The sequence below is a fragment of the Streptococcus devriesei DSM 19639 genome (assembly GCF_000423725.1).
Taxonomy (GTDB): domain Bacteria; phylum Bacillota; class Bacilli; order Lactobacillales; family Streptococcaceae; genus Streptococcus; species Streptococcus devriesei.
In genome coordinates, this window is record NZ_KE384084.1 from 101,785 (window position 1) to 128,429 (window position 26,645).

Consider the following 26,645-nt stretch of genomic DNA (forward strand, 5'->3'; position numbering starts at 1 on the left):
AGAACCAAAATTTTCAATTTTTAGGTTCTTTCCCACTCCCTTTTTCTTTGGAATGTTATTTGCAAAGTATTGACTGCCGGGTCTAAAAGCAATTTTCTTGGCATTTAAGGATTTTCCTGTTAAACTAGATATAATTCTTATACAGAAAGGCAGAAATTATGGGATTGATTTGGTCGTTGATTGTTGGAGCTATTATCGGAGCCATTGCAGGCGCTTTGACAAACAGAGGGAAAACGATGGGCTGTTTTGCCAATATTTTTGCCGGTCTGGTTGGTTCTTGGGCAGGCCAAGCTCTGTTTGGCAGCTGGGGTCCAAGTCTGGCCGGCATGGCTTTGGTTCCATCTATTTTAGGAGCAGTTATCGTTGTCGCTGTGGTGTCCTTCTTTTTAGGTGAAAATTAAGCGCATAGGTGCTGTTTAAATATAATCAGAGAGTGATGGTGAGCAGTTAACTGCAAATCATGATTTTTAAATCACTCTCTTTTTTTATTACCTGAAACATGCTATAATAAAGAGCAATAACTTAAGGAGAGATTAATGGTTAAACGTGATTTTATCAGAAACATTCTTCTGGCCGTACTGGCAGTTTTTATCCTGCTTTTATTGCGGATTTTTGTTTTTTCTACCTATCGGGTAACCCCAGATGATGCCAACAGCTATTTGAAAACGGGCGATCTCATTACGATTTCAAAAAAAGAAAAACCAGACTATAAAGAGTTTGTCGTTTATCAGGTCGGAGACAAATCCTATATTGGCCGAATCATTGGCGAGCCCACAGACAGTGTGACCTATATGGATGATATTTTTTATCTCAATAACAAAGCAGAGGAGCAATCCTATATTGAGAAGCTGAAAACCAGCTATCACGCGAAAAATGCAGATAATCCTTTTACAGCCGATTTTACGGTTGCCACTATTACCAAAGGAAAATATCAGGAAATTCCTAAGGGGAAATATCTGGTTTTAAATGATAACCGTACCAATACAAAGGACAGCCGGACGTTCGGGCTCATCAAAAAATCACAGATTAAAGGTGTTGTGACTTTTCGAATTTTGCCTTTAAAAACGTTTGGATTTGTCAGCAAGGAGTAGCACCAGCTGCTCTTTTTTCTTGCTTTGTGCCATCAAATGAGACTAGACCAATTTTGTTGTTGACTTTAGAGAAATAAAGTTATATACTGGTTTTGTTGATTTTTGGAGGTCGTATTAGACTATACCAATTATAAAAATTTAAGGAGGAAGCAGCAGGAAAAACGCTGCTGCAAGAAAACTATGTGTGGTATTGTAGGTGTTGTAGGAAATCGTAATGCAACAGATATTTTGATGCAAGGATTAGAAAAATTAGAGTATCGCGGATATGATTCTGCCGGAATTTATGTTATCAATAAGCCTGAAAGCGGACGCTTGATTAAGTCAGTCGGCCGTATTGCAGATCTGCGGGCTAAAATCGGTATTGACGTGGCCGGATCTACAGGTATCGGTCACACGCGCTGGGCGACTCACGGGCAAGCTACAGAGGCCAATGCTCACCCGCATACATCAGCAACGGGCCGTTTTGTTTTGGTGCATAACGGTGTTATTGAAAATTATTTGCAAATTAAAGAGGAGTACTTGGCTGGCCATACTTTAAAGGGTGAAACTGATACTGAAATTGCCGTCCATTTAATTGGTCAGTTCGTTGAAGACGGTTTGTCTGTACTTGAGGCTTTCAAAAGAGCTCTGCATATCATTGAAGGTTCTTACGCTTTTGCCTTGGTTGATTCACAAAATCCGGATACTATTTATGTTGCTAAAAACAAATCGCCGCTTTTGATCGGTCTTGGCGACGGCTACAATATGGTCTGTTCAGATGCCATGGCTATGATCCGCGAAACCAATCAGTTCATGGAAATCCATGACAAAGAATTGGTTGTCTTAATGAAGGATAATGTGGAAGTGACAGACTACGACGGTAATGCTGTTGAGCGTGAAGCCTACACAGCTGAGCTTGATTTATCGGATATTGGCAAGGGAACTTATCCTTACTATATGCTTAAGGAAATTGACGAGCAGCCTACTGTTATGCGCAAATTAATTTCAACCTATGCAGATGATAAGGGAAACATCACCGTTGATCCTGCTATTGTTAAGTCTGTTCAAGAAGCAGACCGTATCTATATCTTGGCTGCGGGAACATCTTACAATGCTGGTTTTGCTTCAAAATCAATGATTGAAACACTGACAGATACTCCGGTTGAATTGGGAATTGCTTCTGAGTGGGGCTATAATATGCCATTGCTGAGCAAAAAGCCGATGTTTATCCTGCTGAGCCAATCCGGCGAAACGGCTGACAGTCGTCAGGTACTGGTCAAGGCTAATGCCATGGGAATTCCTAGTCTGACGATCACAAACGTGCCTGGTTCAACCCTGTCTCGTGAAGCAACTTACACAATGCTGCTCCATGCCGGTCCTGAGATTGCAGTAGCTTCAACGAAGGCTTATACGGCACAAATTGCAGCGCTTGCTTTCTTGTCAAAAGCAGTTGGTGAAGCTAATGGCAAAAAAGAAGCTTTGGAATTTGATTTAGTGCATGAACTGTCCATCGTTGCTCAGTCTATTGAAGCCAGCCTTTCTGAGCGAGAAGTTATCGAAGAAAAAGTTTCCCATCTTTTGGCAACATCACGCAATGCTTTTTATATCGGCCGCGGCAATGATTACTACGTGGCTATGGAAGCTTCTTTGAAACTCAAAGAAATTTCCTATATTCAGTGTGAAGGTTTTGCTGCCGGAGAATTGAAACACGGAACCATTTCACTGATCGAAGACGGTACCCCTGTTCTGGCCTTGATTTCATCAAGCGAGACTGTTGCTGCCCATACCCGCGGCAATATTCAGGAAGTAGCAGCACGTGGTGCTAATGTTCTGACAGTTGTAGAAGAAGGTCTGGATAAGGAAGGCGACGATATTGTTGTCAATCAGGTGCATCCTTATCTGTCAAGTATTTCAATGGTTATTCCAACGCAGCTGATTGCCTACTATGCGTCACTTCAGCGCGGGCTTGATGTTGATAAACCTCGTAATTTGGCTAAGGCCGTTACCGTTGAATAGTCCTGAACCTGGAACGATGTTCCGGGTTTTTTCATGTGTTTAAGCTTTAGTTAGCTGTTAGTTGAAATGAAATAGTCCAGATATTCTAAACGATGACTGTAACGATATAGGTTTTATACTTTAATGGTTTATTGCTGTAAACACTTACTGTGTGTTTGGTGCAATCTGGCAGACAGCAGTCCAATTTTAAATTGTCACAGGAAGCCATAAATGGCAAAAAAATTTTGCCAAAGTTTGAGTTTTATTGGAATAAGGATGGTGGTATAGTAGTATCAGAATAAAAAGGAGGCGTTCTGATGGAACAAAAATCTTCACTAAAGGTTCGGATACAAAAACTCGGAACCTCATTATCAAACATGGTTATGCCTAATATTGGCGCCTTTATCGCTTGGGGGGTTGCAGCTTCGCTGTTCATCGCAACAGGCTATCTGCCCAATAAAGCTTTAGATGCCAATGTTGTAGGACCAATGCTCAAATATGTCCTGCCCCTCTTAATTGGTTATACCGGAGGGTATAATATCCACAAGCAGCGCGGCGGCGTTATTGGTGCGATTGCATCTTTCGGTGCAATTGCCGGATCTACAGTAACCATGTTCATCGGTGCTATGGTTATGGGGCCTTTATCAGCTTGGGTTCTGAAAAAATTCGATGAAAAAGTTCAGCCAAAAATTAAGACTGGTTTTGAAATGCTGGTCAACAACTTTTCACTTGGCTTAATCGGTTTTGCCTTGATGGTTCTTGCCTTCTTTGTCATCGGACCGGTTGTTGCCCAATTAACAGAATGGGTAGGCCTGGGCGTTGAAACGATTGTCAAAGTTCATCTTCTGCCTTTAGCAAACTTGATTATTGAACCGGCTAAAATTCTCTTCTTAAACAATGCTCTTAACCACGGTATCTTTACCCCGCTCGGTACTGAACAAGTGGCTAAGGTCGGCAAATCGGTTCTCTTCTTACTGGAAGCTAACCCAGGTCCAGGTCTTGGTGTTTTAGTTGCCTATGCGATGTTTGGCAAAGGTTCTGCTAAATCCACTTCTTGGGGTGCTATGATTATCCACTTCTTTGGTGGTATCCATGAAATCTACTTCCCATATGTTATGATGAAACCAGCGATGTTCTTAGCTGTCATTGCCGGCGGTCTTACCGGTACCTTTACTTTCCAAGCTCTTGGAGCTGGATTGACAGCGCCTGCTTCACCAGGATCAATTATCGCTATCATGGGTATGGCACCTAAAGGCTGGGGTCCGCATTTGGTCGTCCTTGCCGGTGTCTTTGCAGCAGCAGCTGTATCTTTCTTAGTCGGTTCAGTCATTCTCAAGGCTGACAAGTCTGATGATGATTCTTTGGAAGCAGCTCAGGAAGCTACTCAGGCGGCAAAAGCTGAAGCTAAAGGTAAAACTGCTAATACAGAACCGCTGAATGCAGACATTACAACAGATAATATTCATCAAATCATCTTTGCCTGTGACGCCGGAATGGGCAGCTCAGCTATGGGGGCTTCTATTCTCCGCGATAAGGTGAAAAAAGCAGGTCTTGATATTCCTGTAACCAATCAGGCTATTTCTAATCTGCAGGATACCGCTAATACACTGATTGTAACACAGGAAGAATTGGCTGACCGTGCGGGACAAAAAACACCGCGTGCAGTACATGTCGCTGTGGATAATTTCCTGGCAACTCCTAAATACGATGAAATTGTTGCAACCTTGACCAACAGCAATGTTGTTGCTGAAGCAAATGACAGTTCGGCAGCAGAGGCTGACAATACGGAAATTGATTTAAATCATATTGATGCTGTAGTCTTTGCTCATGGCAAAGCTAAAGGTTCAGCAACTATGGGACAGGAAACGCTCCGCTCAATCTTTAAAAATAACGAGGTTAAAATTCCAGTTTCAATAGCAGCTTATCAGGATTTAAAAGATTACAATGCTAAAAATATTTTAGTGGTAACAACGATTGCCCATCAAGCAGAAGCACAGCAACATGCTCCTCACGCTCAGCTTTTGGTCGTTGACAGTCTTGTAACAACATCTGAATATGATAAGCTCGTTGCCAGAATGCATAAATAAAATAGACTGGAATAGTGTATAATAAGTTTATGCTACTAACAAAAAGAGAAGAACAATTGTTGAAAGCTTTCCAAGATTATGGGAAGCTTTCAATAAAGCAGATAGCAGATTTGCTGAAAGTATCGCAGCGAACTGTTTATCGGGTTATTTCTGACTTAACAAAAAGTCTTAATGCTATTAATATCAGTATTATCAAAGAAGAGCACTATTATTTTCTGGTAGGAGAATTAGAAAATTTAGCTGACTTTCATTATTTGGATAATTATGAGCAGTATGAGCGTTTGAATTTGATTACCTATAAGCTCTTGCTGACGGCTGACAGTATTACCAACGAACAGCTGCAGGCAGACTTTAAGGTATCAAATGTGACCATCATTCAGGATATAGCGGAAATAGAAAAGCGCTTGGCTGATTTTGATGTGTATCTGGAGCGCAAAAAAGGCTATCGGCTGCTAGGCGATAGGAACGCCTTGCGGCGTTTGCTGGCTGTTCTCTTAACCAATAATATCTCTGTTTCTGATTTTTGGGCTGGGAAATACGGACGCTTTACAGATGTAGACAGTGCCAAGCTTGAGATTGCCAAGCAGATTTTTCAAGCCTCACAGACGGACCTGCCTGATTTAGATGCTAAGATGAATGAATTTTTTACCATTCTCTTAGCTCTTTCCGGCTGGCAAGATGGTGAGCCGGTAGGCCCGAACATCAGTAAGGTGGCTCTTGATTTCTCGCAGAAAATCTACACAGAATTTTCACAGCAAACCAATCAGTTTTACAATATTCAGGAGATTTTGTACTACGCCAGTGTACTGGATGAATTGGTCATCAAAAGGCAGGAAACGCCTCTCTTTCATGAAAAGTTTGACAGTGCCTTTTACTATAATATTTCCAACCTCATTGATAAGGTGTCGCTCTATACCAAGATCAATTTTGCTAAAGATAAGACACTGTTTCATTTCTTGTTTAACCATATTCGTCTGAATTTGGCGGTTCCGCAGATTTTTGAAGACAGATCGAAGGTCAGCATCGCTCATGATGCGGCGGCTGGCAATGACTATCTTCACCGGGTCGTTAGTCTCTTGGTTCAGGATATTTTTCCTAAATACCTGCAAAAAGAATCGGAATATGAGCTGATTACGCTGCATTTTGCTTCCAGTCTGAGGCGAAGTCCGGATATCTATCCGATTAAAATTTTACTTTTGACAGATGAGAGGCCTTTGGCGCGAGAGCTTTTGATTACTCGCATCAAGACGATAGCCCCCTTTGTTGATAAAGTTGATGTCAAGGCTTTAAATCAGTATGAAGCAGCAGACCAGGATTATTATAACTGTGTGCTGGCTACCAAACCCTTGCCGGGTGAAGATGTGAAGCATATTCCTATTTATCCCGATGCCAAGGAAATCTTGCAGCTGCAGGACTATCTGCAGGATACGCAGGCCCATCAAAAGATTATTATCCGTGATGAGCCTAAAACATCAGCCGGTTATGATTTGCAAACGTATTTTACAGCTGCTCAGCAGCTGCTGCAGGAATTTTCTTATCAAACGATTGACAATCCTGAACAATTTGAGACCAGTGTTCCCAAGATTATTGATACTCTGGATATTGTGTCAGACAAAAACTATCTGTCAGCCAAATTACTGAGGCGTTTTGCAGTCAGTCCTTTGGCGATTCCGGAAACAAATCTGGCTCTTTTGCACACGCAGTCCAGCAAAGTAGAGCGGTCTTGTTTTAAGATTTATGATTTAAAAAAACCTGTTAAAGCACTTTCGATGAATTATCAGGAAGAAACGGTCAACAGAATTTTGGTCATGCTGACTAAGATGGACGAATCGAGCGAAATCAGAGATTTGATGACAGCGATCAGTCAGTCAATTATTGAAAATCACCTCTACACAGAAATCTATAAGACAGGTAATAAAGATATTATTTATCAGTTGTTGAATCAAATATTTACAGAAAAAATAAAGAAATTGGAGACCTAAGATGGAATTTCAAAAAGAGTTAATCAAACTGAATCAGCATTTTGCAGATAAAGAAGAAGCCATTCGCTTTTGCGGACAGCTCCTGCTTGACGGCGGCTATGTAGAGCCTGCTTATGTTGATGCTATGATACAGCGTGATAAAGAATTGTCTGTTTACATGGGAAACTTTATTGCTATCCCGCACGGAACGGACGATGCTAAGAAAAATGTTCTTAAATCCGGTATCACCGTCGTTCAAGTACCTGAGGGCGTTAATTTTGGAACAGAAGACAATCCTCAGGTTGCTACAGTGCTGTTTGGTATTGCAGGAATCGGTGATGAGCACCTGCAAATTATTCAGAACATCTCTATCTTTTGTGCAGATGTTGACAATGTTGTTAAATTGGCTGATGCGCAGACAGAAGATGAGGTTATCAAACTGCTGAGCAATGTGAACTAAACACGAGCTAAAAGCATCGAGAAAAAGACAGCCTGTCTTATGCGCAAAGCGCATGGCGCGAGGCTCCTATTTTCTTCTCGCTTTCTTAACGCTCTTTGTATCTTAAATAAAGGAGAAACCATGAAAAAAGCAGTACATTTTGGTGCCGGAAATATTGGACGCGGCTTTATCGGGCAAATTTTATTTGAAAATGACTTTGCCATTGATTTTGTTGATGTCAATGACAAGATTATTGATGCCCTCAATGAGCGGCACGCTTATGAGATTGAAATTGCCGAAGACGGCAAACGCCATATTGCTGTATCAAATGTTTCGGGAATTAATAATAAGGACAATCCTCAAGCGGTCGTAGAAGCTGTAGCGCATGCTGATCTGATAACGACAGCTATCGGCCCTAATATTTTACCTTTTATTGCAGAATTGATTGCCAAAGGGATTGAAACACGCCGTGAAAATGGTAATAAACAGCCCCTTGATGTTATTGCCTGCGAAAATATGATTGGCGGCTCCGCCTTTCTTTGGGAAGAAGTGCAAAAATACCTCAGTCCTGATGGGCTCGCCTTTGCCAAAGACTATATCGGTTTTCCAAATGCAGCGGTGGATCGCATCGTTCCTGCTCAGACCCACGAAGATCCTCTCTTTGTTGTGGTTGAGCCTTTCTCTGAATGGGTTGTCGAAACAGCAGCCATGAAGAATCCCGAACTGAAACTCTCTGAGGTTCACTATGAGGAAAATCTGGAACCCTTTATCGAAAGAAAACTGTTCTCGGTTAATTCGGGTCATGCGACAACAGCCTATACCGGTGCTTATTTTGGCGCTAAAACGGTCTTAGAAGCTCTTCAAAATCAGCAGGTCAAAGAGCAGGTCAAGGCTGTTCTGGGAGAAATTCGGCAGCTCTTGATAGCTAAATGGAATTTCAAGGAAGAGGATTTAAAAGCTTATCACGATATCATCATCAGTCGTTTTGAAAATCCTTATATTGTTGATGATGTCACCCGTGTGGCTCGCACACCAATTCGAAAATTAGGTTATGATGAACGGTTTATCCGTCCTATCCGTGAACTAAAGGAACGTCAGCTGTCCTACGACAATCTTTTGAAAACTGTTGCCTATGTCTTCCAATATAAGGACGAAACAGATGAACAAAGTGTTCAGCTGCAAAAACTCTTGCAGGAAAAGCCTTTAGAGGACGTCATCAAAGAAGTGACCGGTTTAACAGATGAAACGCTGGTAAAAGAAGTTGCAGCCAGTGTTAAAGCTTTAGGATAAAACAAGAAAAACTGAGACCTTTCTCTAGCAATAGTTAGGGAGCCTGGTCCCAGTTTTTTAAATGGACTGAAAGGAAAGGAGTTTAAGTCTTTTCTATTTTTAAGCTGAAATAGCTTGCCAAGCGGTAAAAACTCAGGTAAACTGGATAGTATCAATTAAAAATAAAAGGAGATGTTATGTCTTTACCAAATTGTCCGAAATGCGGCTCAGAGTATGTCTATGAGGATGGGATTCTGTTAGTCTGTCCGGAATGTGCTTATGAATGGGATCCGGCAGAAGCAGATGCCGATGAAGGCCTTGTCGCTCTTGATGCCAACGGCAATAAGCTGGCAGACGGCGATACTGTGAGTCTGATTAAAGACCTCAAAGTCAAAGGGGCACCCAAGGATTTAAAGCAAGGAACGCGTGTCAAAAATATCCGTATCGTTGAAGGCGATCACAATATTGACTGTAAGATAGACGGTTTTGGTGCCATGAAATTAAAATCAGAGTTTGTCAAAAAGCTATAAAAAGCGGCTGGCTGTGCCTTGAATTAAGCTGGAAAGAGCAGGATATTTTTTCGATAATGGTGTCGAAAAGGTATTCTGCTCTTGTTTGATTACAAATACAGATAAAAAGATTTATCCTGCTGTTGATAAGGGCTTGGCTGATAAATTACAGCTAAAGATTTAAATCTGGCTATCAAATATTCTGAAAATTTGATATAATAAGAAATGATTATCTTTACAGGAGCGGTTATGTCTTATATATCGGAAGTTTTACCCAGTCTTTTAGATGGGGCGCTTATTACATTACAGGTCTTTTTTATTGTCATTGTCCTATCTATTCCTTTAGGCGCTGTTTTGGCTTTTCTCATGCAGATTAAGTTCAAGCCCTTGCGCTGGCTCTTGAATCTATATGTCTGGGTCATGCGCGGAACCCCGCTTCTGTTGCAGCTGATTTTTGTTTATTATGTATTGCCGAGTGCAGGTGTTACATTTGATCGGATGCCGGCAGCTATCTTAGCTTTCACTCTGAATTATGCGGCCTATTTTGCAGAAATCTTCCGCGGCGGTATCGAAGCCATTCCTAAGGGACAGTATGAGGCGGCCAAGGTCTTAAAGCTGAGTCAGCTGCAGACGATCCGCTATATTATCCTGCCTCAAGTGGTTAAGATTGTTCTGCCAAGTGTTTTTAATGAGATTATCAACCTTGTCAAGGATTCCTCACTGGTTTATGTGCTGGGAGTAGGAGATTTACTGTTGGCCAGCAAAACAGCGGCCAACCGTGATGCAACCTTAGCACCAATGTTTATTGCCGGCGGTATTTATTTGATTTTGATTGGTATCGTTACGATCTTGTCTAAGTATGTTGAGAAGAAATTTAGCTATTACAAGTAAGGGTGAATCATGTTAGAATTAAAAAATATATCCAAACGATTTGGTCAGAAAGTGATTTTTGATCAGTTTAATCTAAGTATTCCGGAAGGCAAGATTCTCTCCTTAGTGGGACCGTCCGGCGGCGGTAAGACCACTCTGCTTCGGATGCTGGCCGGGCTTGAAAAAATTGATTCCGGTCAGGTTATCTATAATGACGAAGAAGTTCCGATTAATCATTTAGAAAACCGCAATTTGCTGGGCTTTGTTTTTCAGGATTTTCAGCTGTTTCCGCATTTGACGGTCTTAGATAATTTAATTTTGTCGCCGACTAAAACGATGAACATGTCAAAAGACGAGGCCAAGCAAAAAGCCAGAGAACTTTTGAAACGCTTAGGACTGCAAGAGCACGAGAATGCTTATCCGTATTCCTTGTCGGGCGGACAAAAGCAGCGGGTGGCTTTAGCGCGTGCCATGATGGTTAATCCTAAAATTATCGGTTACGATGAGCCGACCAGTGCCCTTGATCCGGAGCTGCGTCAGGAAGTGGAAAAGCTGATTTTGCAAAATCAGGAAATGGGAATTACGCAGATTGTTGTCACGCATGATATGCAGTTTGCGCAAAATATCTCTGATGAGATTATTAAAATTAATCCAAAATAAAAAAGAAGGTTTAGGTAGAAAAATGAGATTTAAAAAGGTTCTGATGGGATTTTTGGCCTTGCTGGCAGCAGTTGCTCTGGCAGCCTGCGGCAAAAAAGATACCAATGCTAAGGACAACTGGAAGACGTTTGAATCGAAAAAAGCCATCACTATCGGTTTTGATAACACCTTTGTTCCTATGGGATTTAAGGATAAAAATGGGAAGAACGTTGGTTTTGACATTGACTTAGCCAATGCTGTCTTTGCTGAGTACGGCATCAAGGTTAAATGGCAGCCCATCAACTGGGATTTGAAAGAAACTGAGTTAAAAAACGGGAAAATTGATTTGATCTGGAATGGTTACTCGAAAACCAAAGAACGTGCCCGCAAGGTCAGCTTTACAGAACCCTACATGAAAAATGATCAGGTTCTGGTTGCTAAGAAATCCTCCGGGATTGCCAGCTTTGCTGACATGAAAGGAAAGGCTCTGGGAGCGCAGTCCGGATCATCCGGTTATGATGCTTTCACGGCTAATCCAAAGGTTTTAAAGGATATTGTCAAGGACAATGATGCTACTCAGTATGAAACCTTCACACAGGCCTTTATTGATTTGAAAAATGACCGCATTGACGGCCTCCTGATTGACCGTGTCTATGCGAATTATTATCTTAAGCAGGAACAAGAGCTGGATAATTACAATATTGTCAAAGGCAAATATGCCAGCGAAGATTTTTCGGTTGGCGTGCGTAAGTCAGACAAGACCTTGGTTAAAAAGATTAATCAAGCCTTTAAGAAACTCTATAAAGAGGGCAAATTCCAAGAAATTTCTAAGAAATGGTTTGGCGAAGATGTCGCAGCTAAGGCCATAAAAAAATAAGTCCGATTGGACCTATTTCAGGTTGTGGACAAACTCCAAAACTAAATTCTCTCTAAAATTTCATCATAGAATAATATCACTTTTCGTTTTTGTAAAATGATATAGAAACGAGCAAAGCCTAATCTGATACTTTCCTATGTAGCAAAAGAGGCAGAAACATTGAGTTTCTGCCTCTCGGAGATTTTGAGACTTAGGCTCAAAATCTAGGTATGGAATTCCGAAGGAAGTCGCTACCGTCCGTGCTACCTACGGAAAGTATCATAACAAAATATTACTTTTTAAGAAAATAGACTTCTTCTTCAGTCTAAAATAAGTCCTGCGGGACTTATTTTTTTATTTTAAGGATCGGCGTGATTTGGTGATAAATGAGCAGCCATTTTTCATGTCTGCGCCAGAGGCTGCTGTGGCGGCAACCGTCAAGTTCATAGGTAATGAGCTTAGTTTTCTGGCTGATGCTAATCATTTTAAAATAAGTGAAATTGCTGGCCTTGCTCTGCCCTGAATCAAGAAAATTCTTTTTGGTGGTAATATGGCCGTCTTCATCAATCACGGCAAAATTTTCTGCTAACAGCTCTTGATAATCAGGAATCTTAGCTAAGATGATTTTCTCGTATTTATGGAGTTTATGATAGACATTTTCAAAGACTTCATCTTCAGGAACAGCGGCAGGCTCGACGTGTATGTCAATATCATAGACATTGAAGCGTTCCTGCAGGAGGTTTTCGACCCTCTCTGTAATATCATGGCTCTCATAAACAGATAAATCCGGATTCATTTCCAAAACCAAGTCTAAGTAGACATTGCTGCCGTAGGTGCGTCCGCGCTGGGATTTAACCGCGGAAATTTTGGGGATTTCTAAAATAGCTTTTTCGTATTCTTGCAGCTGTTTGTCATCGAAACCATCAGAAAGGCTGAAAGCACTGGTCATAAAAATATCGTAAGCCGTCTTCAAAATTAAAAAAGTAATAATAACGGCGGCAATTTTATCAATAATAGGAAGGCTAAAACTGCTGGCTATAATAGCAATGCTTGTTCCCAGCGATGTCAGAGCATCGGAAAGATTATCCTTAGCAGCTGCCCTGAGAGCCCCAGATTTCAGCCGTTTGCTTAAACTGATATTGTAGCTGTAAACTAAAAGCATCAGGGCAGCCGATATGAGGCCGACGAAAGCTGCAATAGGATCAACCCTGACTTGATTATTGTGGAGTAATTTATTGACTGTTTCAAGAAGTACCTGAAAACCAACGGTAAACATGATAAAAGATGTTACGAGGCTGGCCAGATCTTCGATTTTCCAATGACCGAATTTATGGTCACGGTCTGCGGGTTTGCTGGCTAAGTGCAGACCAATGAGAATCGTTGCATTTCCGACAATGTCAGAAGCATTGTTGAAGCCGTCAGCAGTCAGAGAAGCAGAATGCAGAAAATGCCCTGCAAGAAGCTTAAATACAGTCAATAATAAATAAACAATAATGCTGACTACAGGACCGCGCTGTGCCAGTTTGAGATTATCTGCCGGTGTCGCCATGATGTTCTCCCGAAAGTTGTTAATAGTCCTTATTATAACACGTTTAAGCCAAAGAGTTTGGGACAAAAGTCTCAAACTCTTTCAATTTATGAAGTATCACATATTTAACGCAGTGGTTTATTGGAAGTCCTTATCCCTTGCTACGCAAGTGATAGCGGCCATCCTAATAAACTGTGCGGAGGTGGGACAACAAAATCGAAATCGCCATTTCATGACGATTTACCGATTTTTGTCTCACTCTCGCTTTATTTTTTAGTAGCAAAATAGGTTTTGGTTTCCTTAATAATAATCGGTGAGAGCATCAGCAGAGCAATTAGATTTGGCAGAGCCATCAGTCCGTTGACAATATCTGCGATAATCCAGATGAGTTCCAGTTTGAGGAAACCGCCGAGGCTGACCATGATAACGAAAATGGTGCGATAGACAGCAATGTACTTGGTTCCGAAAAGAAATTCGAAACAGCGCTCACCGTAGTAAGACCAGCCAAGAATAGTGGTAAAGGCAAAGAGGACCAGACAAAGTGTTAAGGCAAGAGATCCGGGTGTTCCAAAGACAGATGAAAATGCGGCCTGAGTCAGAGGAGCTCCTTCCAAACCTGCAACTGTCCATTTGCCGGTTACCAAGATAGAAATTCCTGTCAGTGTACAGATAATCAAGGTATCAATAAAGGTTCCTGTCATTGAGATAAGGCCCTGTTCGACGGGCTGCTCAGTCTTAGCGGCAGCAGCGGCAATCGGTGCAGACCCAAGTCCTGATTCATTAGAGAAAACACCGCGGGCAATCCCTTTTTGGATAGCCTCCTTGACAACGGCTCCTGTAAAGCCGCCGACAGCAGCAGTTCCGGTAAAGGCTCCGGCGAAAATGGCCTTAAAGGCCGGAATAATCTGATCAGCATTGATGAAAATAACGCTCAAGGTTGCGATGATATAGATAACGGCCATGAAAGGAACCAATTTTTCAGATACCTTGGAAATGGACTGGATGCCGCCAAAGATAATAATAGCAACGATAACAGCAATGATGACACTGACAATTTTTGGTGAAAAATGAAAACTGTTTTCAAGGGAAGAGGTGATTGAGTTTACTTGTGAAAAAGTTCCGATTCCTAAGAAGGCAACAAGAATTCCGGCAACAGCAAAGAAAACAGCCAAGGGTTTCCAGTGTTTGCCCATACCGTTGGTGATATAGTACATAGGGCCGCCAGAGATTTCACCGTTATCATCTTTCGAACGGTATTTAATGGCTAACAGGCCTTCTGAATATTTGGTTGCCATACCAAAGAAAGCCGCAACCCACATCCAAAAAAGAGCGCCGGGCCCGCCGGCCTTAATCGCTGTTGCAACCCCGACAATATTGCCGGTTCCGACAGTCGCTGCAAGAGCCGTTGCCAGTGCCGCAAAGCTTGAGATGTCGCCTTCTCCCTTGTCATCAGCAAAAATAAGCTTAAAGGCTTTGGGAAGTTTTAAAACCTGTAAAAGTCCCAGACGAATACTGAGATAGATACCGGTACCTACCAAGAGAATCAGCAGGGGAGCGCCCCAGACGATATTGTCAAGGGCTGTAAAAAAGTCTAACATGAAAACATATCTCCTTTAGCGATTGCGTTTTGTCACAGAAAAAAGAAGCTGCTTGCAAACAACTTCTGTGAGTACATGATAAGTAAGACTAAGAAAAACTCCTAAAAACCTACCTATCTTCTGTCCTTTTGCCTGAGAGATTGAGCAGTCTTGCCTTGCCCCTTCGGCGCCTAAAAAGGTCTCTCCAGAAGTCCGTCAGTTTATCAGTCCTGTCTTAAGACACCTGAAAGTATTACTCCTTCGGTGAAAGATGTCTGCCATCTTTTCTCTCCTGAAAAACGTCAATCGGCTTTAATATAGTAAAATTATGATATAACAAAAGTCGAATGATGTCAAGGCGGCTTTCCGACTTTTTTGGTTAAAATCCGAATGATTATTAAAATTTCTGACTTATTTTTGGCAGTCTGCCAAGTGTTAGCGTAGCAGATTTCTGACAAAAGCCCAGCGGCTTGGTAGAATGACATTATCAATTAAAAAGGAGAAGATATGAAAACATATGATTTGTTAGTTATTGGTTTTGGTAAGGCCGGAAAAACCTTGGCAGCTAAGATGAGCAGCCTTGGCAAGAAGGTCGCTCTGATAGAAAAGGATGCGCTGATGTACGGCGGAACCTGTATCAATGTTGCCTGTATTCCGACAAAGACCTTGATTCATGCAGCTGAGGAAAATCTGTCTTTCACTCAGGCAATGGCACTAAAAGATGTCGTTACAGCACGTCTTCGGCAAAAAAATCAGGCTGCGCTTACGGGTGCAGGTGTTGATCTCTATACAGCTAAGGCTAAATTTCTTTCAAATAAAGTGGTGGAGATCTCGGCCGGTGATGAACGTGAGCGGCTGAGCGCTGAAGTTATTGTCATCAATACAGGTGCCGTTTCCAACCAGCTTCCTATTGAAGGCTTGGCAGAAAGCCGCCATGTCTATGACAGTACAGGCATTCAGCAGCTGGAGAGTCAGCCAAAACGTCTGGGGATTATTGGCGGCGGAAATATCGGTTTAGAGTTTGCCAGTCTCTATGCTCATTTAGGCAGTCAGGTGACTGTATTTGAAAATTCACCGATGATCCTCGGCCGTGCCGATGAAGCAGTGGCACAGCTGGCCAAATCCTATTTGGAAGAAGACGGAGTGAATTTTGTCTTATCGGCTCAGGTGGAAAAAGTAAGAAATCAAGGTGAGGCGGTGCTTGTTGAGGCAAGCGGCAGCCATTATGAATTTGACGCGGTACTTTATGCTACGGGACGAAAACCTAATATAGAGGATTTAGGACTTGAAAATACCGATATCCAATTAACTGATCGCGGAGCGGTGCAGGTGGATGATTTTTGTGAGACGACCGTGGAAAATGTCTATGCTGTAGGGGATGTTCACGGCGGGCTTCAGTTTACCTATACCTCGCTTGATGATTTCCGGATTGTTTTTGGGAAGCTGACCGGCAACGGCAGCTACAGCTTGAAAGAGCGCCGCAATGTTCCTACTACCATCTTTATTCAGCCGCCGCTGTCTCAGATCGGGCTGACTGAAAAAGAAGCTCAGGCTGCAGGCCTGCCTTATCAGAGCAAAGAATTAGCTGTTGCCAATATGCCGCGTGCTCATGTCAATGATAATTTGCGCGGTCTCTATAAGGTCGTTGTCAATTCGGAAACCAAGGAAATCCTGGGAGCTACACTTTTTGCTGAAACTTCTCAGGAAAATATTAATCTGATCAAGATGGCCGTGGACAATCAGATTCCCTATACTTATCTTAAAAATCAAATTTTTACCCATCCGACAATGGCTGAAAATCTAAATGATGTTTTTAATTTTTAGAATGAGGAGATGGGAAGACGAACTCTTTTATTAGTTGCTGAGTTGATCCTGCTTCCTTTTCTTTTTAGCTTTAAAAATGGTACAATAGACAGGCATCATTATAGGAAAGGAATAAAACAGCAGAGTCAGATTTGTCTGCTTGTGCAGAATTCGCATAATCCTGAAGAAGACTGTATTTGCGAAAATTCAAAAGACTGGCTCTTGGTTAAGTGTAATGAATCCTTTATTAAATGGAATGAATGAAAAACAGGCAGAGGCTGTTAAAACGACAGAAGGACCGCTTTTGATTATGGCGGGAGCAGGTTCTGGTAAAACACGGGTTTTAACTCACCGCATTGCCTACTTGATTGATGAGAAAATGGTCAACCCTTGGAACATCTTGGCTATTACCTTTACCAATAAAGCAGCGCGTGAGATGAGAGAGCGGGCTATGCTGCTGAATTCGGCGACCAGTGATACTTTGATTGCGACTTTCCACTCCATGTGTGTGCGGATTTTGCGCCGCGATGCGGATCACATCGGCTATAACCGTAATTTTACCATTGTTGACCCAGGTGAGCAGCGCACCCTCATGAAACGCATCATCAAGAATCTTAATCTGGATTCTAAAAAATGGAATGAACGAGCCATTTTGGGAACCATTTCCAATGCTAAAAATGATCTGATTGATGAAGCAGCGTATGAAAATCTGGCCGGCGATAGGTACCGGCAAATCGTGGCTAAGTGCTATAAGGCCTATCAGGAAGAGCTGCGCCGCAGTGAAGCTATGGATTTCGATGATTTAATCATGCTGACGCTGCGACTCTTTGATAAAAATCCTGATGTACTAGCCTACTATCAGCAGCGCTACCAGTATATCCATGTGGATGAGTATCAGGATACCAACCATGCCCAGTATCAGCTGGTTAAGCTTTTGACTTCCCGCTTTAAAAATATCTGTGTGGTCGGTGATGCCGATCAGTCAATCTACGGCTGGCGTGGTGCCGATATGCAAAATATCCTTGATTTTGAAAAAGATTATCCACAAGCCAAGGTTGTTCTTTTAGAGGAAAATTACCGCTCGACTAAAAAAATTCTGCAGGCAGCCAATGAAGTGATTCAAAACAATCACAACCGCCGCCCTAAAAAACTCTGGACCCAGAATGCTGACGGCGAAAAGATTGTCTACTATCGGGCTGATGATGAACGCGATGAGGCTGTCTTTGTCGCTTCAACGATTGATGCTATTGTGCGGGAAACCGATCATAGTTTTAAAGATTTTGCTGTTCTCTACCGCACCAATGCCCAGTCACGGACCATTGAAGAAGCCCTGCTCAAGTCCAATATTCCCTATACTATGGTCGGAGGAACCAAATTCTACAGCCGCAAGGAAATTCGTGATGTCATTGCTTATCTTAATGTCATTGCCAACAGTGCAGACAATATCTCTTTTGAACGCATTGTCAATGAGCCTAAGCGCGGTGTCGGACCCGGAACCTTAGAAAAAATCCGATCCTTTGCTGCTGCTCAAAACATGAGTCTGCTGGAAGCTTCCGAGCAAATCATGCTCTCAGCCATCAAAGGGAAAGCTGCTCAGGCTGTCTGGAATCTGGCCAATACCTTGCTTAGTCTGCGGGCTGATTTGGATCAGTACAGCATAACTGAACTGGTCGAAGAAGTCTTGGAAAAGACAGGTTATATGGAGGCTCTGCAGCTGCAAAACACGCTGGAAAGTCAAGCACGGATTGAAAATATTGAAGAATTTTTATCGGTTACCAAAAATTTTGATGACAATACCCAAGATGCTCCTGAGGATGAAACAGGTCTTGATAAGCTCAGCCGTTTCCTCAACGATTTGGCCTTGATTGCCGATACGGATGAAGGCGATGCTGAAGCAGCTGAAGTGACCTTGATGACTCTGCATGCCGCCAAAGGCTTGGAATTTCCGGTTGTCTTTATCATCGGTCTTGAAGAAGGTGTCTTTCCTTTGTCGCGGTCTATTGAAGAAGCTGATGAATTGGAAGAAGAACGCCGTCTGGCCTATGTTGGAATTACCCGTGCCGAAGAGCTTTTATTTATCACTAATGCCAACGCCCGTACTCTTTATGGACGGACGGATTATAACCGTGAAAGCCGTTTTATCAAGGAAATTTCGGAAGATTTATTGACTTATCAGGGCTTGGCGCGTCCTGCAGCTACATCTTTTAAAGCCAGTTATGCTGATGACAGACCTGTCAAATTTGGTCAAGGTATGAGTTTGGCTCAGGCTCTGCAGGCTCGTAAAACTGCTGCTCAGCCAACAAACGCTAAGCTGCCTCTGGCAAATGCTGCTAAACATGCGGATGATAGAAAAGAGATAGATTGGCAGATTGGCGATATTGCCCATCATCGTAAGTGGGGAGACGGTACGGTGCTTGAAGTGACAGGCAGCGGTAAAAATCAGGAGCTTAAAATCAAGTTCCCGGAAATCGGCTTGAAAAAGATTTTAGCCAGTGTTGCACCGATTGAAAAGAAATAATATGCTCTTGAGCGACAAGCTTTTGTTTTTGAGCAGGTGTTTTATCGGTGCAGGGCATTTCTGTCCTGTACAATAAGTGCAGTGGGGTATAGTTTTCGGCTATACCCCATTTAGCCAGATAACTATTAGCCAGTAAAGGATTTTAGGTGTACAATAACTCTAGTTATGTTTTTTGGAGGAAAGATTATGACAAAAGACTATTCTTTTGAAACCCTGCAGCTGCACGCCGGTCAGACGGTTGATCCAACGACTAAATCACGTGCTCTGCCCATTTACCAAACGACCTCGTATGTTTTCAACGATTCACAGGATGCTGAGGATTCTTTTGCTCTGCGGACTGAAGGCAATATCTATACACGGATTACCAATCCAACGACTGCCGTTTTTGAAGAACGCATGGCAGCTTTAGAAGGCGGTGTCGGTGCTTTGGCGACGGCTTCTGGAATGGCAGCAATTACCTACACTGCCTTGGCCTTGGCCCATGCCGGAGACCACATTGTGTCAGCAACCACAGTTTACGGCGGTACTTTTAACTTGCTCAAAGAAACCCTGCCGCGCTATGGGATTACGACCTCTTTTGTGGATGTGGCTGATTTTGAAGCTATCGAAGCAGCTGTTAAGGACAATACCAAGTTTATTTTGGCCGAAACGCTGGGAAATCCTTTGGGCAATGTTGCCGACCTTGAAAAACTAGCGGAAATCGCCCATCGCCACAATATTCCTTTGGTTATTGACAATACCTTTGGTACGCCTTATCTGATCAATGTTTTTTCTTACGGTGCTGATATTGCTGTGCATTCGGCTACTAAATTCATTGGCGGTCACGGGACCTCTATTGGCGGTGTGATTGTGGACTCGGGTCAATTTGACTGGGAAAAATCCGGTAAATTCCCGCAGTTTGTTGATGAGGATCCGTCTTATCATAATCTCAGCTACACCCGTGATATCGGGGCAGCAGCCTTTATTACAGCAGTTCGCACACAGTTGCTGCGCGATACCGGTGCCTGCCTGTCACCTTTCAACGCCTTTTTGTTGACACAAGGTTTAGAAACTCTGTCTTTGCGGGTTGAACGCCATGTCGAAAATGCCAAGAAAATCGCAGAATACTTAGAAAAGCATCCAAAGGTAACTAAGGTCAACTACGCCAGCCTCCCGTCAAGTCCTTACTACGAGTTAGCGCAAAAATACCTTCCTAAGGGCGCCAGCTCCATCTTTACCTTCAATGTCGCTGGAGGAGCAGAAGCCGCTCGCAAGGTGATTGATCATTTGGAAATCTTTTCAGACCTCGCCAATGTCGCTGATGCCAAGTCTCTTGTGGTGCACCCGGCGACCACAACTCACGGTCAGATGAGTCCGGAAGATCTTCTTGCCTGCGGTATTGAACCCAATCAGATCCGTGTCTCTATCGGATTGGAGAATGTTGATGATCTGATTGAAGATTTACGCTCAGCCTTAGAAGTTATTTAAGTAATTAAGATACTAGATTGAGAATGATTTGTATTAGTCTGTGAATTGAGCACAAACCCAATGTTGCGAGGTCCAGTACAGTTCATTCTCAGTTTTTTTGATTAAAGAAAGTCGATGAGAAAAGACTTAGCGAATGCATAACGGGAGAAAAAATGCAGTTGGCTTTGCTATTGAGCATGATTTGTCATGACCATTTGCGAACAAGCAATCTATAAGGGCAGTTCTAAGAAGTGCCGCTTTTGAACTGTAATAATTCCTTAAAATGCTTTTAAAGTTGGAGAACCCTTTTTTGATATAATAAATAAAAAGATTTAAAATGCTGATAAAGGAACAAGATGAATCTTCAACATATTACTATTTTAACGCTCTTTATTGAAGGGCTCCTGTCGTTTTTCTCCCCTTGTGTTCTGCCTATTTTGCCCGTTTATATCGGTGTTTTAGCAGGTCAGGGAGAGAAGGGGAAGACAGGTGAATTGATTTGGGATAGGCGGAAAGTTTTTAGCAATACGCTCTTATTTACTTCCGGCATAGCAGCGACCTTTTTTATTCTAGCTTTTGCCAGCAGTCTCATCAGCCGTTTTCTCCAAAGTCATATTGACTTTTTCCAGAATTTGGGCGGCGTTTTAATTCTAATGATGGGATTCGTTCAAATAGGGGTCATCAGATCGCGTTTTTTGACGAGAGAATTTTCAACCAAAAATCAGGTCTACCAAGCAGGACAGAAGGTAACGCCGGTCATCGCTTTCTTAATGGGTTTTGCCTTTAGCTTTTCTTGGACCCCTTGTATTGGTCCGATTTTAGCCAGTGTTTTCCTGTATGCCAGCACGCATCAGGGGATTTACAGTGTTATACTAATCTTGATCTATTGTTTGGGATTTATTGTTCCTTTTGTTTTGATTGCTGTCTTTTCACAGAAAATAGTGACTATCTTTAAAAAACAGCAGCGCTTTCTAAAGTATACCAAGCTTGTTTCGGGGATTCTTCTCATTATTATTGGAATTGCTATTTTGACAGGTTCATTTGCTAAGATAGCACACTTATTTAATTAAAAGGGGGAAGTTATGAAAAAATTTATTTGGCCAATAGTTCTCGGTGTCACCTTACTAGGAATCGGACTAACAAATCCGACAAAATCTTCTGCGCAAAGCAAGTCATCCCCTAAGATAATTCAAACCTCTAAAAATTCGGCACCTGCATTTAAATTAAAAAATAAAAAAGGCAAAACAGTCAGTCTGTCTGATTATAAAGGGAAAAAAGTTTATATCAATGTTTGGGCCACTTGGTGCGGACCTTGTATGCAGGAAATTCCTGGTCTGAAAAAAGTTTATCAGACTTATAAAGACAAGAAAGACTTTGTTTTTATATCCGTAACATCGCCCAGCGATTTGAAGTATCAAAACAACAATCCTATTGATAAAGAGAAAAGTATTATTTTAGCAAAAGCAAAGAAAAAAAGGATTACCTATCCTATTCTTTATGACTATAAGGACAATTTTGTACAGGCTTATGGCATCCGCTCTATTCCAACCCATATTTTTATCAACAGTGATGGCAGTCTTTCGCAAAAGATTGCTGGGAGCCTTGATGACAGCTCCCTTAAAGACTATCTCAATCAATTGAAATAAGGAGGCTGGACAAAAATCATCCAATATTCTTGTTTTGGAATAAACTCTTGGCGCAGTAGTTGGGAGTAAGATTTGTTTGCTAGGCCAAGAAGTCTTACCCCTGCACAGTTCATTAGGTGCTTTAGCACCAATGAACCACTGCTGGCTGGCTTTCCTTTTGCCACAAGGCCAAAGCGGAAAACCTAGCCAACTGTGCGGGGGTGGGAGTGAAACGGTCTGGGGAGAGACCGTTTCAGCTCACCACCTTGAAACTAGGGAGTGGTGGGAACCAAAATTTTCAATTTTTGGGTTCTTTCCCACTCCCCTCTTCTTAAGGGTTTTGATAAAATCCTCTAATAATCAGGAACATATCCGCAATTTCTTGGGGGGATTCCTGTGCACCGCTTAGAACCCAATGCATATAAAGGCTTTCGAGACTGGCAGCATAAGTAATCACCATATAATCTTTAGGCAGACCTGAATTAGGGTTAATGCTATCATAGAAGAAACTAGGTATCTCATCTATCAATTCTTTAATAAATTGCCTTGCCTTTTGCGAAAAATTAACCGGGGCAATTGTAATCACAGACTGAATAAAAGTCTGCTGGCTTTGAAGGTAAATAAGTCCCTGAATAAGACTGTCTCTGATATTTAGAGAACTGGTATTCAGCTCTTTCTTTAGATTGTCGGTAATATCATGCATCAGTTTATCAATTAAGTCATATTTGTCTTGATAATGAAGATAAAAGGTGCTGCGATTGATATGAGCCTTTTCGGTAATTTTCCGGATGGTAATATCGTTAAAATCAGAATTTTCTACTAACAGCTCAGTAATAGCTGTTTTTATTTTGGTCTTGCTTTGCGTGTGGCGTCTTTTTATCATAATTTCTCCTTAAATAGACATCAGTCCATATAATGATGCTTGTCTTTCACTTAAAATCATTATATACTAAGAAAAAGATTAAATCAACACACGTCTAAATAAGGAGACTTGTATGAGTTACATTGAAATGAAGCATTCCTATAAACGCTATCAGATGGGAGAAACAGAAGTTATCGCCAATAATGATATCAGCTTTGAGATCAATAAAGGAGAGCTGGTCATTATATTGGGCGCTTCCGGTGCCGGAAAATCAACTGTTCTTAATATCCTTGGCGGCATGGATACTAATGATGAAGGAGAGGTTTGGATCGATGGCAGCAACATTGCAGACTACAATCAAAAACAGTTAACGGCTTATCGCCGCAATGATGTCGGTTTTGTTTTTCAATTCTATAATTTGGTTCCGAATCTGACGGCCAAAGAAAATGTAGAACTGGCTTCAGACATTGTCGCCAATGCCAAGGAAGCTGCAGCTGTTTTACAGGAGGTTGGTCTTGGTGACAGGCTGGATCATTTTCCTGCCCAACTGTCCGGAGGAGAGCAGCAGCGAGTATCTATCGCCCGTGCCTTAGCTAAAAATCCTAAGTTACTTTTATGTGATGAACCTACAGGAGCACTGGATTATCAAACAGGTAAGCAGATTTTGGAACTCCTGCAGGCTATGTCTCGGCAAAAAGGTGCTACTGTTGTCATTGTGACACATAATTCGTCCTTGGCTCCCATAGCTGACAAAGTTATCTATCTGCATGATGCCAAAGTCAGTGCGATTGAGATCAATAATCAGCCTCAAGATATTGACAATTTAGAATACTGAGGCTTTTTGAAAATCAAAACTATATGTCCTTCTTTGGGGATGAGGAGTGATTGTATGAGAAAAAAGATTTATTGGAAAACCGTTTGGAATGTTATTTTGAATTCAAAAGGTCGTTTTCTGTCTATTATGCTTTTGATGTTTCTAGGTTCTTTTACCTTTATCGGTTTAAAGGCAACCAGACCCAATATGCAAAGACTGGCTGCAGATTATCTGCGGACACACCAAACGGCCGATCTGTTTGTAACAGCCAGTCATGGTTTTAGTCAAACGGATCAAAAAGAATTAGAGAAGATTAAGGGGACTAAAGTAGAGTTTGGAAAAGTAACAGACATGACTATTGAAGGAACAGACGATGCCATGAGGGTCTTCTCCAACAGTCAAAAGCTCTCAACTTATCAGCTGGAGGCTGGGCATTTTCCTAAGGAAGAAGACGAAATTGCTTTGACGTCTTTGATGAAGAAGAAGTATAAAATTGGTGACGAGTTGACTTTTGCATCTTCTGATAAGTCCAATTTAAAAAGAAATCATTTTAAAATTGTTGGGTTTCTCAGGTCGTCTGAAATTTGGTCAACCTTAAATATGGGGTCATCAACAGCAGGAGATGGGAATTTATCAAGTTATGGCCTTGTGACTTCTCAGGCTTTTGCGAACAGCAGTAATACTTTAGCACGGATTCGCTATAATCATTTAAAAACAATCAGTCCTTTTTCTGATACTTACAGCTCAAAAATCAGTCGTTATCAAGATAAGCTGGATACATTAGTAGAAGACAATGGACAAAAACGTTTGGAGGCTCTGAAAAAAGCTCCGCAAGAAAAAGTTAATCAAAGCAAACAGGCACTTGCAGCTGCAAAAAAACAACTGCAAGAAAAGACAGATACGGCTCCGTCCTACCAGCAGCAGCTGGCTATCAGGCAGGCACGGCAATCCATTGTTCAAAAAGAACAGCAAATTAAAAAGGCTCAGGATAAAATTGATGCCATTCCTAAGCCGGTTTACAGCACTTATACACGCTCAACCATGCTGGGCGGAGAGGGCTATACGGTCTACTCTTCCAATGCAGACAGTATGGGAAATCTTGGCAATATCTTTCCTATTGTGCTTTATGCAGTTGCAGCCCTGGTTACCTTTACAACGATGACACGCTTTGTTGATGAAGAAAGGACTAATTCAGGCTTATTCCGAGCTTTGGGTTATACAAGACAGGACGTCATTCGCAAATTCTTGATTTATGGTTTTGCGGCCAGCATGCTTGGCACAGTTTTGGGGATTATCGGCGGTCACTATATCCTTTCAAAAATTGTATCTCAGATTTTTACCGGAAAAATGACCCTAGGCAATCCTCACTTATCTTTTTATTGGTCTTATACGCTTATCGCAGTTCTCCTAGGTTTAGTCAGTGCGGTTTTGCCTGCTTATCTTATCGCCAGCAGAGAACTGAGTGAGAAAGCAGCCCAATTATTGCTGCCTAAACCACCTATGAAAGGCTCCAAGATTTTCTTAGAGCGGTTTGGCTTTATCTGGAAACGTTTGAGTTTTACTCATAAAGTAACAATTCGCAATATTTTTCGCTATAAACAGCGGATGTTTATGACCATATTTGGTGTGGCTGGTTCAGTTGCCCTTCTTTTTGCAGGATTAGGCATTCAAGCTTCTTTAGGAAAGGTGATTAGAGAACAGTTTACACAGCTGACACCTTACCACTTAGTGGTTATGAAACAGGAGATGACCAAAGAAGACAAAAGTTTAACCGATTTTTTAGCATCAAAGGAAGTTGACAGCTATCAAAGCCTTTATTACACACACTTAACCGAAGAAGTCCCCCATTTGAAAGACAGACAGAGTATTTCTATTATGGTTACAGATCAGACAGATTTCGGTGGATTTGTGCACTTAAAAGATGCCTATTCGAATAGCAGGCTAAAGCTGTCCAAGAAAGGCGCTGTCATTTCTGAAAAATTAGCTCGTTTTTATAAGGTTGAGGCAGGTGACACTTTTACACTTAAAGACAGTGACGGTAAAAAACGCCGTGTCAAGGTTGCAGCAGTTGCCAAGATGAATGCCGGCCATTATCTGTTTATGACTCAGTCAGCCTATCGAGATATTTTCGGTGAAAAACCGGATAAAAATGCCTATTTTATCAATTTAAAAGACGACTCATCCTCTCATATTAAAGATATGTCAACAAAACTGCTTGCTATGAGCAGTGTCGCATCGGTTACGCAAAATACCTCACAGATGAAAATGATCAAAACTATCGTTACGTCCTTAAATGCTGCCATGACAGTCTTGGTTATTATTACGATTCTTTTAGCTATTGTCATTCTTTATAATCTGACCAATATTAATATTGCTGAGCGCATCAGAGAACTCTCAACAATTAAAGTTCTTGGCTTTTTCAATAGAGAGGTGACCTTGTATATTTACCGGGAAACCATTATCCTTTCTTTGATAGGAATTGTTTTGGGTATGGTGTGTGGCCGCTATCTTCATCAAATCATTATGGAAATGATAGGATCTGATAATGTATCGTTTGGTACAGTAGTTGATGACAGCACTTATGTGATACCGACTGCCTTTATCCTTCTTATTCTTGTCGGATTGGGTGTAATTGTCCATCAGCGGCTTAAAAGACTTAATATGCTGGAAGCTTTGCAAGCAGCAGATTAATGTTTTGTTGGCAAAATTATAAAGCTGATGCTAGTCCTAAATTCGACAATGTCATCCCTCTTAGGAGAAAAAATTCTAATTAATAA

At 41.8% G+C, this 26,645-nt stretch carries 21 protein-coding genes and 1 riboswitch; of the genes, 18 read left to right on the forward strand and 3 right to left on the reverse strand.

The window, feature by feature from the left end; all coding sequences use genetic code 11:
* Positions 1-158: 158 nt before the first annotated feature.
* The 11 genes from G573_RS0106600 (at position 159) to G573_RS0106650 (ending at position 11,716) form a co-directional block, all read left to right on the forward strand.
* Entirely contained in the window at positions 159-401 is a 243-nt protein-coding gene (locus G573_RS0106600) for a GlsB/YeaQ/YmgE family stress response membrane protein (RefSeq protein ID WP_027975968.1), read from the forward strand.
* A gap of 135 nt (positions 402-536) precedes the next feature.
* The gene (lepB, locus tag G573_RS0106605; RefSeq protein WP_027975969.1) at positions 537-1,091 is read left to right on the forward strand and encodes a signal peptidase I; all 555 of its coding nucleotides are present in this window, start codon (positions 537-539) and stop codon (positions 1,089-1,091) included.
* A 180-nt stretch (positions 1,092-1,271) separates the two neighbouring features.
* Positions 1,272-3,086 (forward strand): glutamine--fructose-6-phosphate transaminase (isomerizing), encoded by a 1,815-nt coding sequence (gene glmS / locus G573_RS0106610; protein ID WP_027975970.1) that lies wholly within the window; start codon positions 1,272-1,274, stop codon positions 3,084-3,086.
* A 296-nt stretch (positions 3,087-3,382) separates the two neighbouring features.
* Positions 3,383-5,152 carry a PTS mannitol transporter subunit IIBC gene (locus G573_RS0106615; protein ID WP_027975971.1) on the forward strand — a complete coding sequence of 590 codons (1,770 nt, stop codon included), beginning with the start codon at positions 3,383-3,385 and terminating at the stop codon, positions 5,150-5,152.
* 29 nt (positions 5,153-5,181) lie between these two features.
* Entirely contained in the window at positions 5,182-7,134 is a 1,953-nt protein-coding gene (locus G573_RS0106620) for a BglG family transcription antiterminator (RefSeq protein WP_027975972.1), read from the forward strand.
* 1 nt (position 7,135) lies between these two features.
* A complete protein-coding gene (locus G573_RS0106625) occupies positions 7,136-7,573 on the forward strand; it encodes a PTS mannitol transporter subunit IIA (RefSeq protein WP_027975973.1) in 438 nt (145 codons plus the stop codon).
* A 120-nt stretch (positions 7,574-7,693) separates the two neighbouring features.
* Positions 7,694-8,842 carry a mannitol-1-phosphate 5-dehydrogenase gene (locus tag G573_RS0106630; protein WP_027975974.1) on the forward strand — a complete coding sequence of 383 codons (1,149 nt, stop codon included), beginning with the start codon at positions 7,694-7,696 and terminating at the stop codon, positions 8,840-8,842.
* 176 nt (positions 8,843-9,018) lie between these two features.
* A complete protein-coding gene (locus G573_RS0106635; RefSeq protein WP_027975975.1) occupies positions 9,019-9,351 on the forward strand; it encodes a zinc ribbon domain-containing protein YjdM in 333 nt (110 codons plus the stop codon).
* Between the two features lie 228 nt (positions 9,352-9,579).
* Positions 9,580-10,221: an amino acid ABC transporter permease gene (locus tag G573_RS0106640; RefSeq protein WP_027975976.1), complete on the forward strand. Its 642-nt coding sequence runs from the start codon at positions 9,580-9,582 to the stop codon at positions 10,219-10,221.
* A 9-nt stretch (positions 10,222-10,230) separates the two neighbouring features.
* Positions 10,231-10,860, forward strand: coding sequence for an amino acid ABC transporter ATP-binding protein (locus tag G573_RS0106645; protein ID WP_027975977.1), 630 nt, complete (start codon positions 10,231-10,233; stop codon positions 10,858-10,860).
* 22 nt (positions 10,861-10,882) lie between these two features.
* The gene (locus tag G573_RS0106650) at positions 10,883-11,716 is read left to right on the forward strand and encodes an amino acid ABC transporter substrate-binding protein (RefSeq protein ID WP_027975978.1); all 834 of its coding nucleotides are present in this window, start codon (positions 10,883-10,885) and stop codon (positions 11,714-11,716) included.
* A gap of 325 nt (positions 11,717-12,041) precedes the next feature.
* Here the strand turns inward: G573_RS0106650 and G573_RS0106655 are convergent, their stop codons facing one another.
* Positions 12,042-13,244: a cation diffusion facilitator family transporter gene (locus G573_RS0106655; RefSeq protein ID WP_027975979.1), complete on the reverse strand. Its 1,203-nt coding sequence runs from the start codon at positions 13,242-13,244 to the stop codon at positions 12,042-12,044.
* A gap of 245 nt (positions 13,245-13,489) precedes the next feature.
* The gene (locus tag G573_RS0106665) at positions 13,490-14,821 is read right to left on the reverse strand and encodes an alanine/glycine:cation symporter family protein (RefSeq protein ID WP_027975980.1); all 1,332 of its coding nucleotides are present in this window, start codon (positions 14,819-14,821) and stop codon (positions 13,490-13,492) included.
* Positions 14,822-14,931: 110 nt separating this feature from the next.
* A riboswitch (glycine riboswitch) is annotated at positions 14,932-15,019 on the reverse strand.
* A 288-nt stretch (positions 15,020-15,307) separates the two neighbouring features.
* Between G573_RS0106665 and G573_RS0106670 the strand changes: the two genes are divergently transcribed.
* The 5 genes from G573_RS0106670 (at position 15,308) to G573_RS0106695 (ending at position 22,213) form a co-directional block, all read left to right on the forward strand.
* Positions 15,308-16,624 carry an FAD-containing oxidoreductase gene (locus G573_RS0106670; protein ID WP_027975981.1) on the forward strand — a complete coding sequence of 439 codons (1,317 nt, stop codon included), beginning with the start codon at positions 15,308-15,310 and terminating at the stop codon, positions 16,622-16,624.
* Between the two features lie 214 nt (positions 16,625-16,838).
* A complete protein-coding gene (gene pcrA / locus G573_RS0106680; RefSeq protein ID WP_027975983.1) occupies positions 16,839-19,121 on the forward strand; it encodes a DNA helicase PcrA in 2,283 nt (760 codons plus the stop codon).
* A 186-nt stretch (positions 19,122-19,307) separates the two neighbouring features.
* On the forward strand, positions 19,308-20,588 hold the full coding sequence (locus tag G573_RS0106685; protein WP_027975984.1) for an O-acetylhomoserine aminocarboxypropyltransferase/cysteine synthase family protein: 1,281 nt from the start codon (positions 19,308-19,310) through the stop codon (positions 20,586-20,588).
* A 335-nt stretch (positions 20,589-20,923) separates the two neighbouring features.
* Positions 20,924-21,637: a cytochrome c biogenesis CcdA family protein gene (locus G573_RS0106690; RefSeq protein ID WP_027975985.1), complete on the forward strand. Its 714-nt coding sequence runs from the start codon at positions 20,924-20,926 to the stop codon at positions 21,635-21,637.
* A gap of 12 nt (positions 21,638-21,649) precedes the next feature.
* On the forward strand, positions 21,650-22,213 hold the full coding sequence (locus G573_RS0106695; protein WP_027975986.1) for a TlpA family protein disulfide reductase: 564 nt from the start codon (positions 21,650-21,652) through the stop codon (positions 22,211-22,213).
* A gap of 310 nt (positions 22,214-22,523) precedes the next feature.
* Here G573_RS0106695 and G573_RS0106700 read toward each other — a convergent pair whose 3' ends face one another.
* Positions 22,524-23,075 (reverse strand): TetR/AcrR family transcriptional regulator, encoded by a 552-nt coding sequence (locus tag G573_RS0106700; RefSeq protein WP_027975987.1) that lies wholly within the window; start codon positions 23,073-23,075, stop codon positions 22,524-22,526.
* 112 nt (positions 23,076-23,187) lie between these two features.
* On the opposite strand from G573_RS0106700, the gene G573_RS0106705 reads away from it, so the two are divergent.
* A complete protein-coding gene (locus G573_RS0106705; RefSeq protein ID WP_027975988.1) occupies positions 23,188-23,889 on the forward strand; it encodes an ABC transporter ATP-binding protein in 702 nt (233 codons plus the stop codon).
* A gap of 54 nt (positions 23,890-23,943) precedes the next feature.
* Positions 23,944-26,559 carry an FtsX-like permease family protein gene (locus tag G573_RS0106710; protein WP_027975989.1) on the forward strand — a complete coding sequence of 872 codons (2,616 nt, stop codon included), beginning with the start codon at positions 23,944-23,946 and terminating at the stop codon, positions 26,557-26,559.
* Positions 26,560-26,645: the final 86 nt, after the last annotated feature.

Excerpts from the sequence above, each read along its gene's own strand:
- G573_RS0106645 (WP_027975977.1), top strand. The coding sequence starts at position 10,231 with ATGTTAGAATTAAAAAATATATCCAAACGATTTGGTCAGAAAGTGATT.
- G573_RS0106620 (WP_027975972.1), top strand. The coding sequence starts at position 5,182 with ATGCTACTAACAAAAAGAGAAGAACAATTGTTGAAAGCTTTCCAAGAT.
- G573_RS0106600 (WP_027975968.1), top strand. The coding sequence starts at position 159 with ATGGGATTGATTTGGTCGTTGATTGTTGGAGCTATTATCGGAGCCATT.
- G573_RS0106695 (WP_027975986.1), top strand. The coding sequence starts at position 21,650 with ATGAAAAAATTTATTTGGCCAATAGTTCTCGGTGTCACCTTACTAGGA.
- G573_RS0106700 (WP_027975987.1), bottom strand. The coding sequence starts at position 23,075 with ATGATAAAAAGACGCCACACGCAAAGCAAGACCAAAATAAAAACAGCT.
- G573_RS0106640 (WP_027975976.1), top strand. The coding sequence starts at position 9,580 with ATGTCTTATATATCGGAAGTTTTACCCAGTCTTTTAGATGGGGCGCTT.
- pcrA (WP_027975983.1), top strand. The coding sequence starts at position 16,839 with ATGAATCCTTTATTAAATGGAATGAATGAAAAACAGGCAGAGGCTGTT.
- G573_RS0106665 (WP_027975980.1), bottom strand. The coding sequence starts at position 14,821 with ATGTTAGACTTTTTTACAGCCCTTGACAATATCGTCTGGGGCGCTCCC.
- G573_RS0106650 (WP_027975978.1), top strand. The coding sequence starts at position 10,883 with ATGAGATTTAAAAAGGTTCTGATGGGATTTTTGGCCTTGCTGGCAGCA.
- G573_RS0106615 (WP_027975971.1), top strand. The coding sequence starts at position 3,383 with ATGGAACAAAAATCTTCACTAAAGGTTCGGATACAAAAACTCGGAACC.
- G573_RS0106655 (WP_027975979.1), bottom strand. The coding sequence starts at position 13,244 with ATGGCGACACCGGCAGATAATCTCAAACTGGCACAGCGCGGTCCTGTA.
- G573_RS0106630 (WP_027975974.1), top strand. The coding sequence starts at position 7,694 with ATGAAAAAAGCAGTACATTTTGGTGCCGGAAATATTGGACGCGGCTTT.
- G573_RS0106625 (WP_027975973.1), top strand. The coding sequence starts at position 7,136 with ATGGAATTTCAAAAAGAGTTAATCAAACTGAATCAGCATTTTGCAGAT.
- glmS (WP_027975970.1), top strand. The coding sequence starts at position 1,272 with ATGTGTGGTATTGTAGGTGTTGTAGGAAATCGTAATGCAACAGATATT.
- G573_RS0106635 (WP_027975975.1), top strand. The coding sequence starts at position 9,019 with ATGTCTTTACCAAATTGTCCGAAATGCGGCTCAGAGTATGTCTATGAG.
- G573_RS0106685 (WP_027975984.1), top strand. The coding sequence starts at position 19,308 with ATGACAAAAGACTATTCTTTTGAAACCCTGCAGCTGCACGCCGGTCAG.
- G573_RS0106705 (WP_027975988.1), top strand. The coding sequence starts at position 23,188 with ATGAGTTACATTGAAATGAAGCATTCCTATAAACGCTATCAGATGGGA.
- G573_RS0106710 (WP_027975989.1), top strand. The coding sequence starts at position 23,944 with ATGAGAAAAAAGATTTATTGGAAAACCGTTTGGAATGTTATTTTGAAT.
- G573_RS0106670 (WP_027975981.1), top strand. The coding sequence starts at position 15,308 with ATGAAAACATATGATTTGTTAGTTATTGGTTTTGGTAAGGCCGGAAAA.
- lepB (WP_027975969.1), top strand. The coding sequence starts at position 537 with ATGGTTAAACGTGATTTTATCAGAAACATTCTTCTGGCCGTACTGGCA.
- G573_RS0106690 (WP_027975985.1), top strand. The coding sequence starts at position 20,924 with ATGAATCTTCAACATATTACTATTTTAACGCTCTTTATTGAAGGGCTC.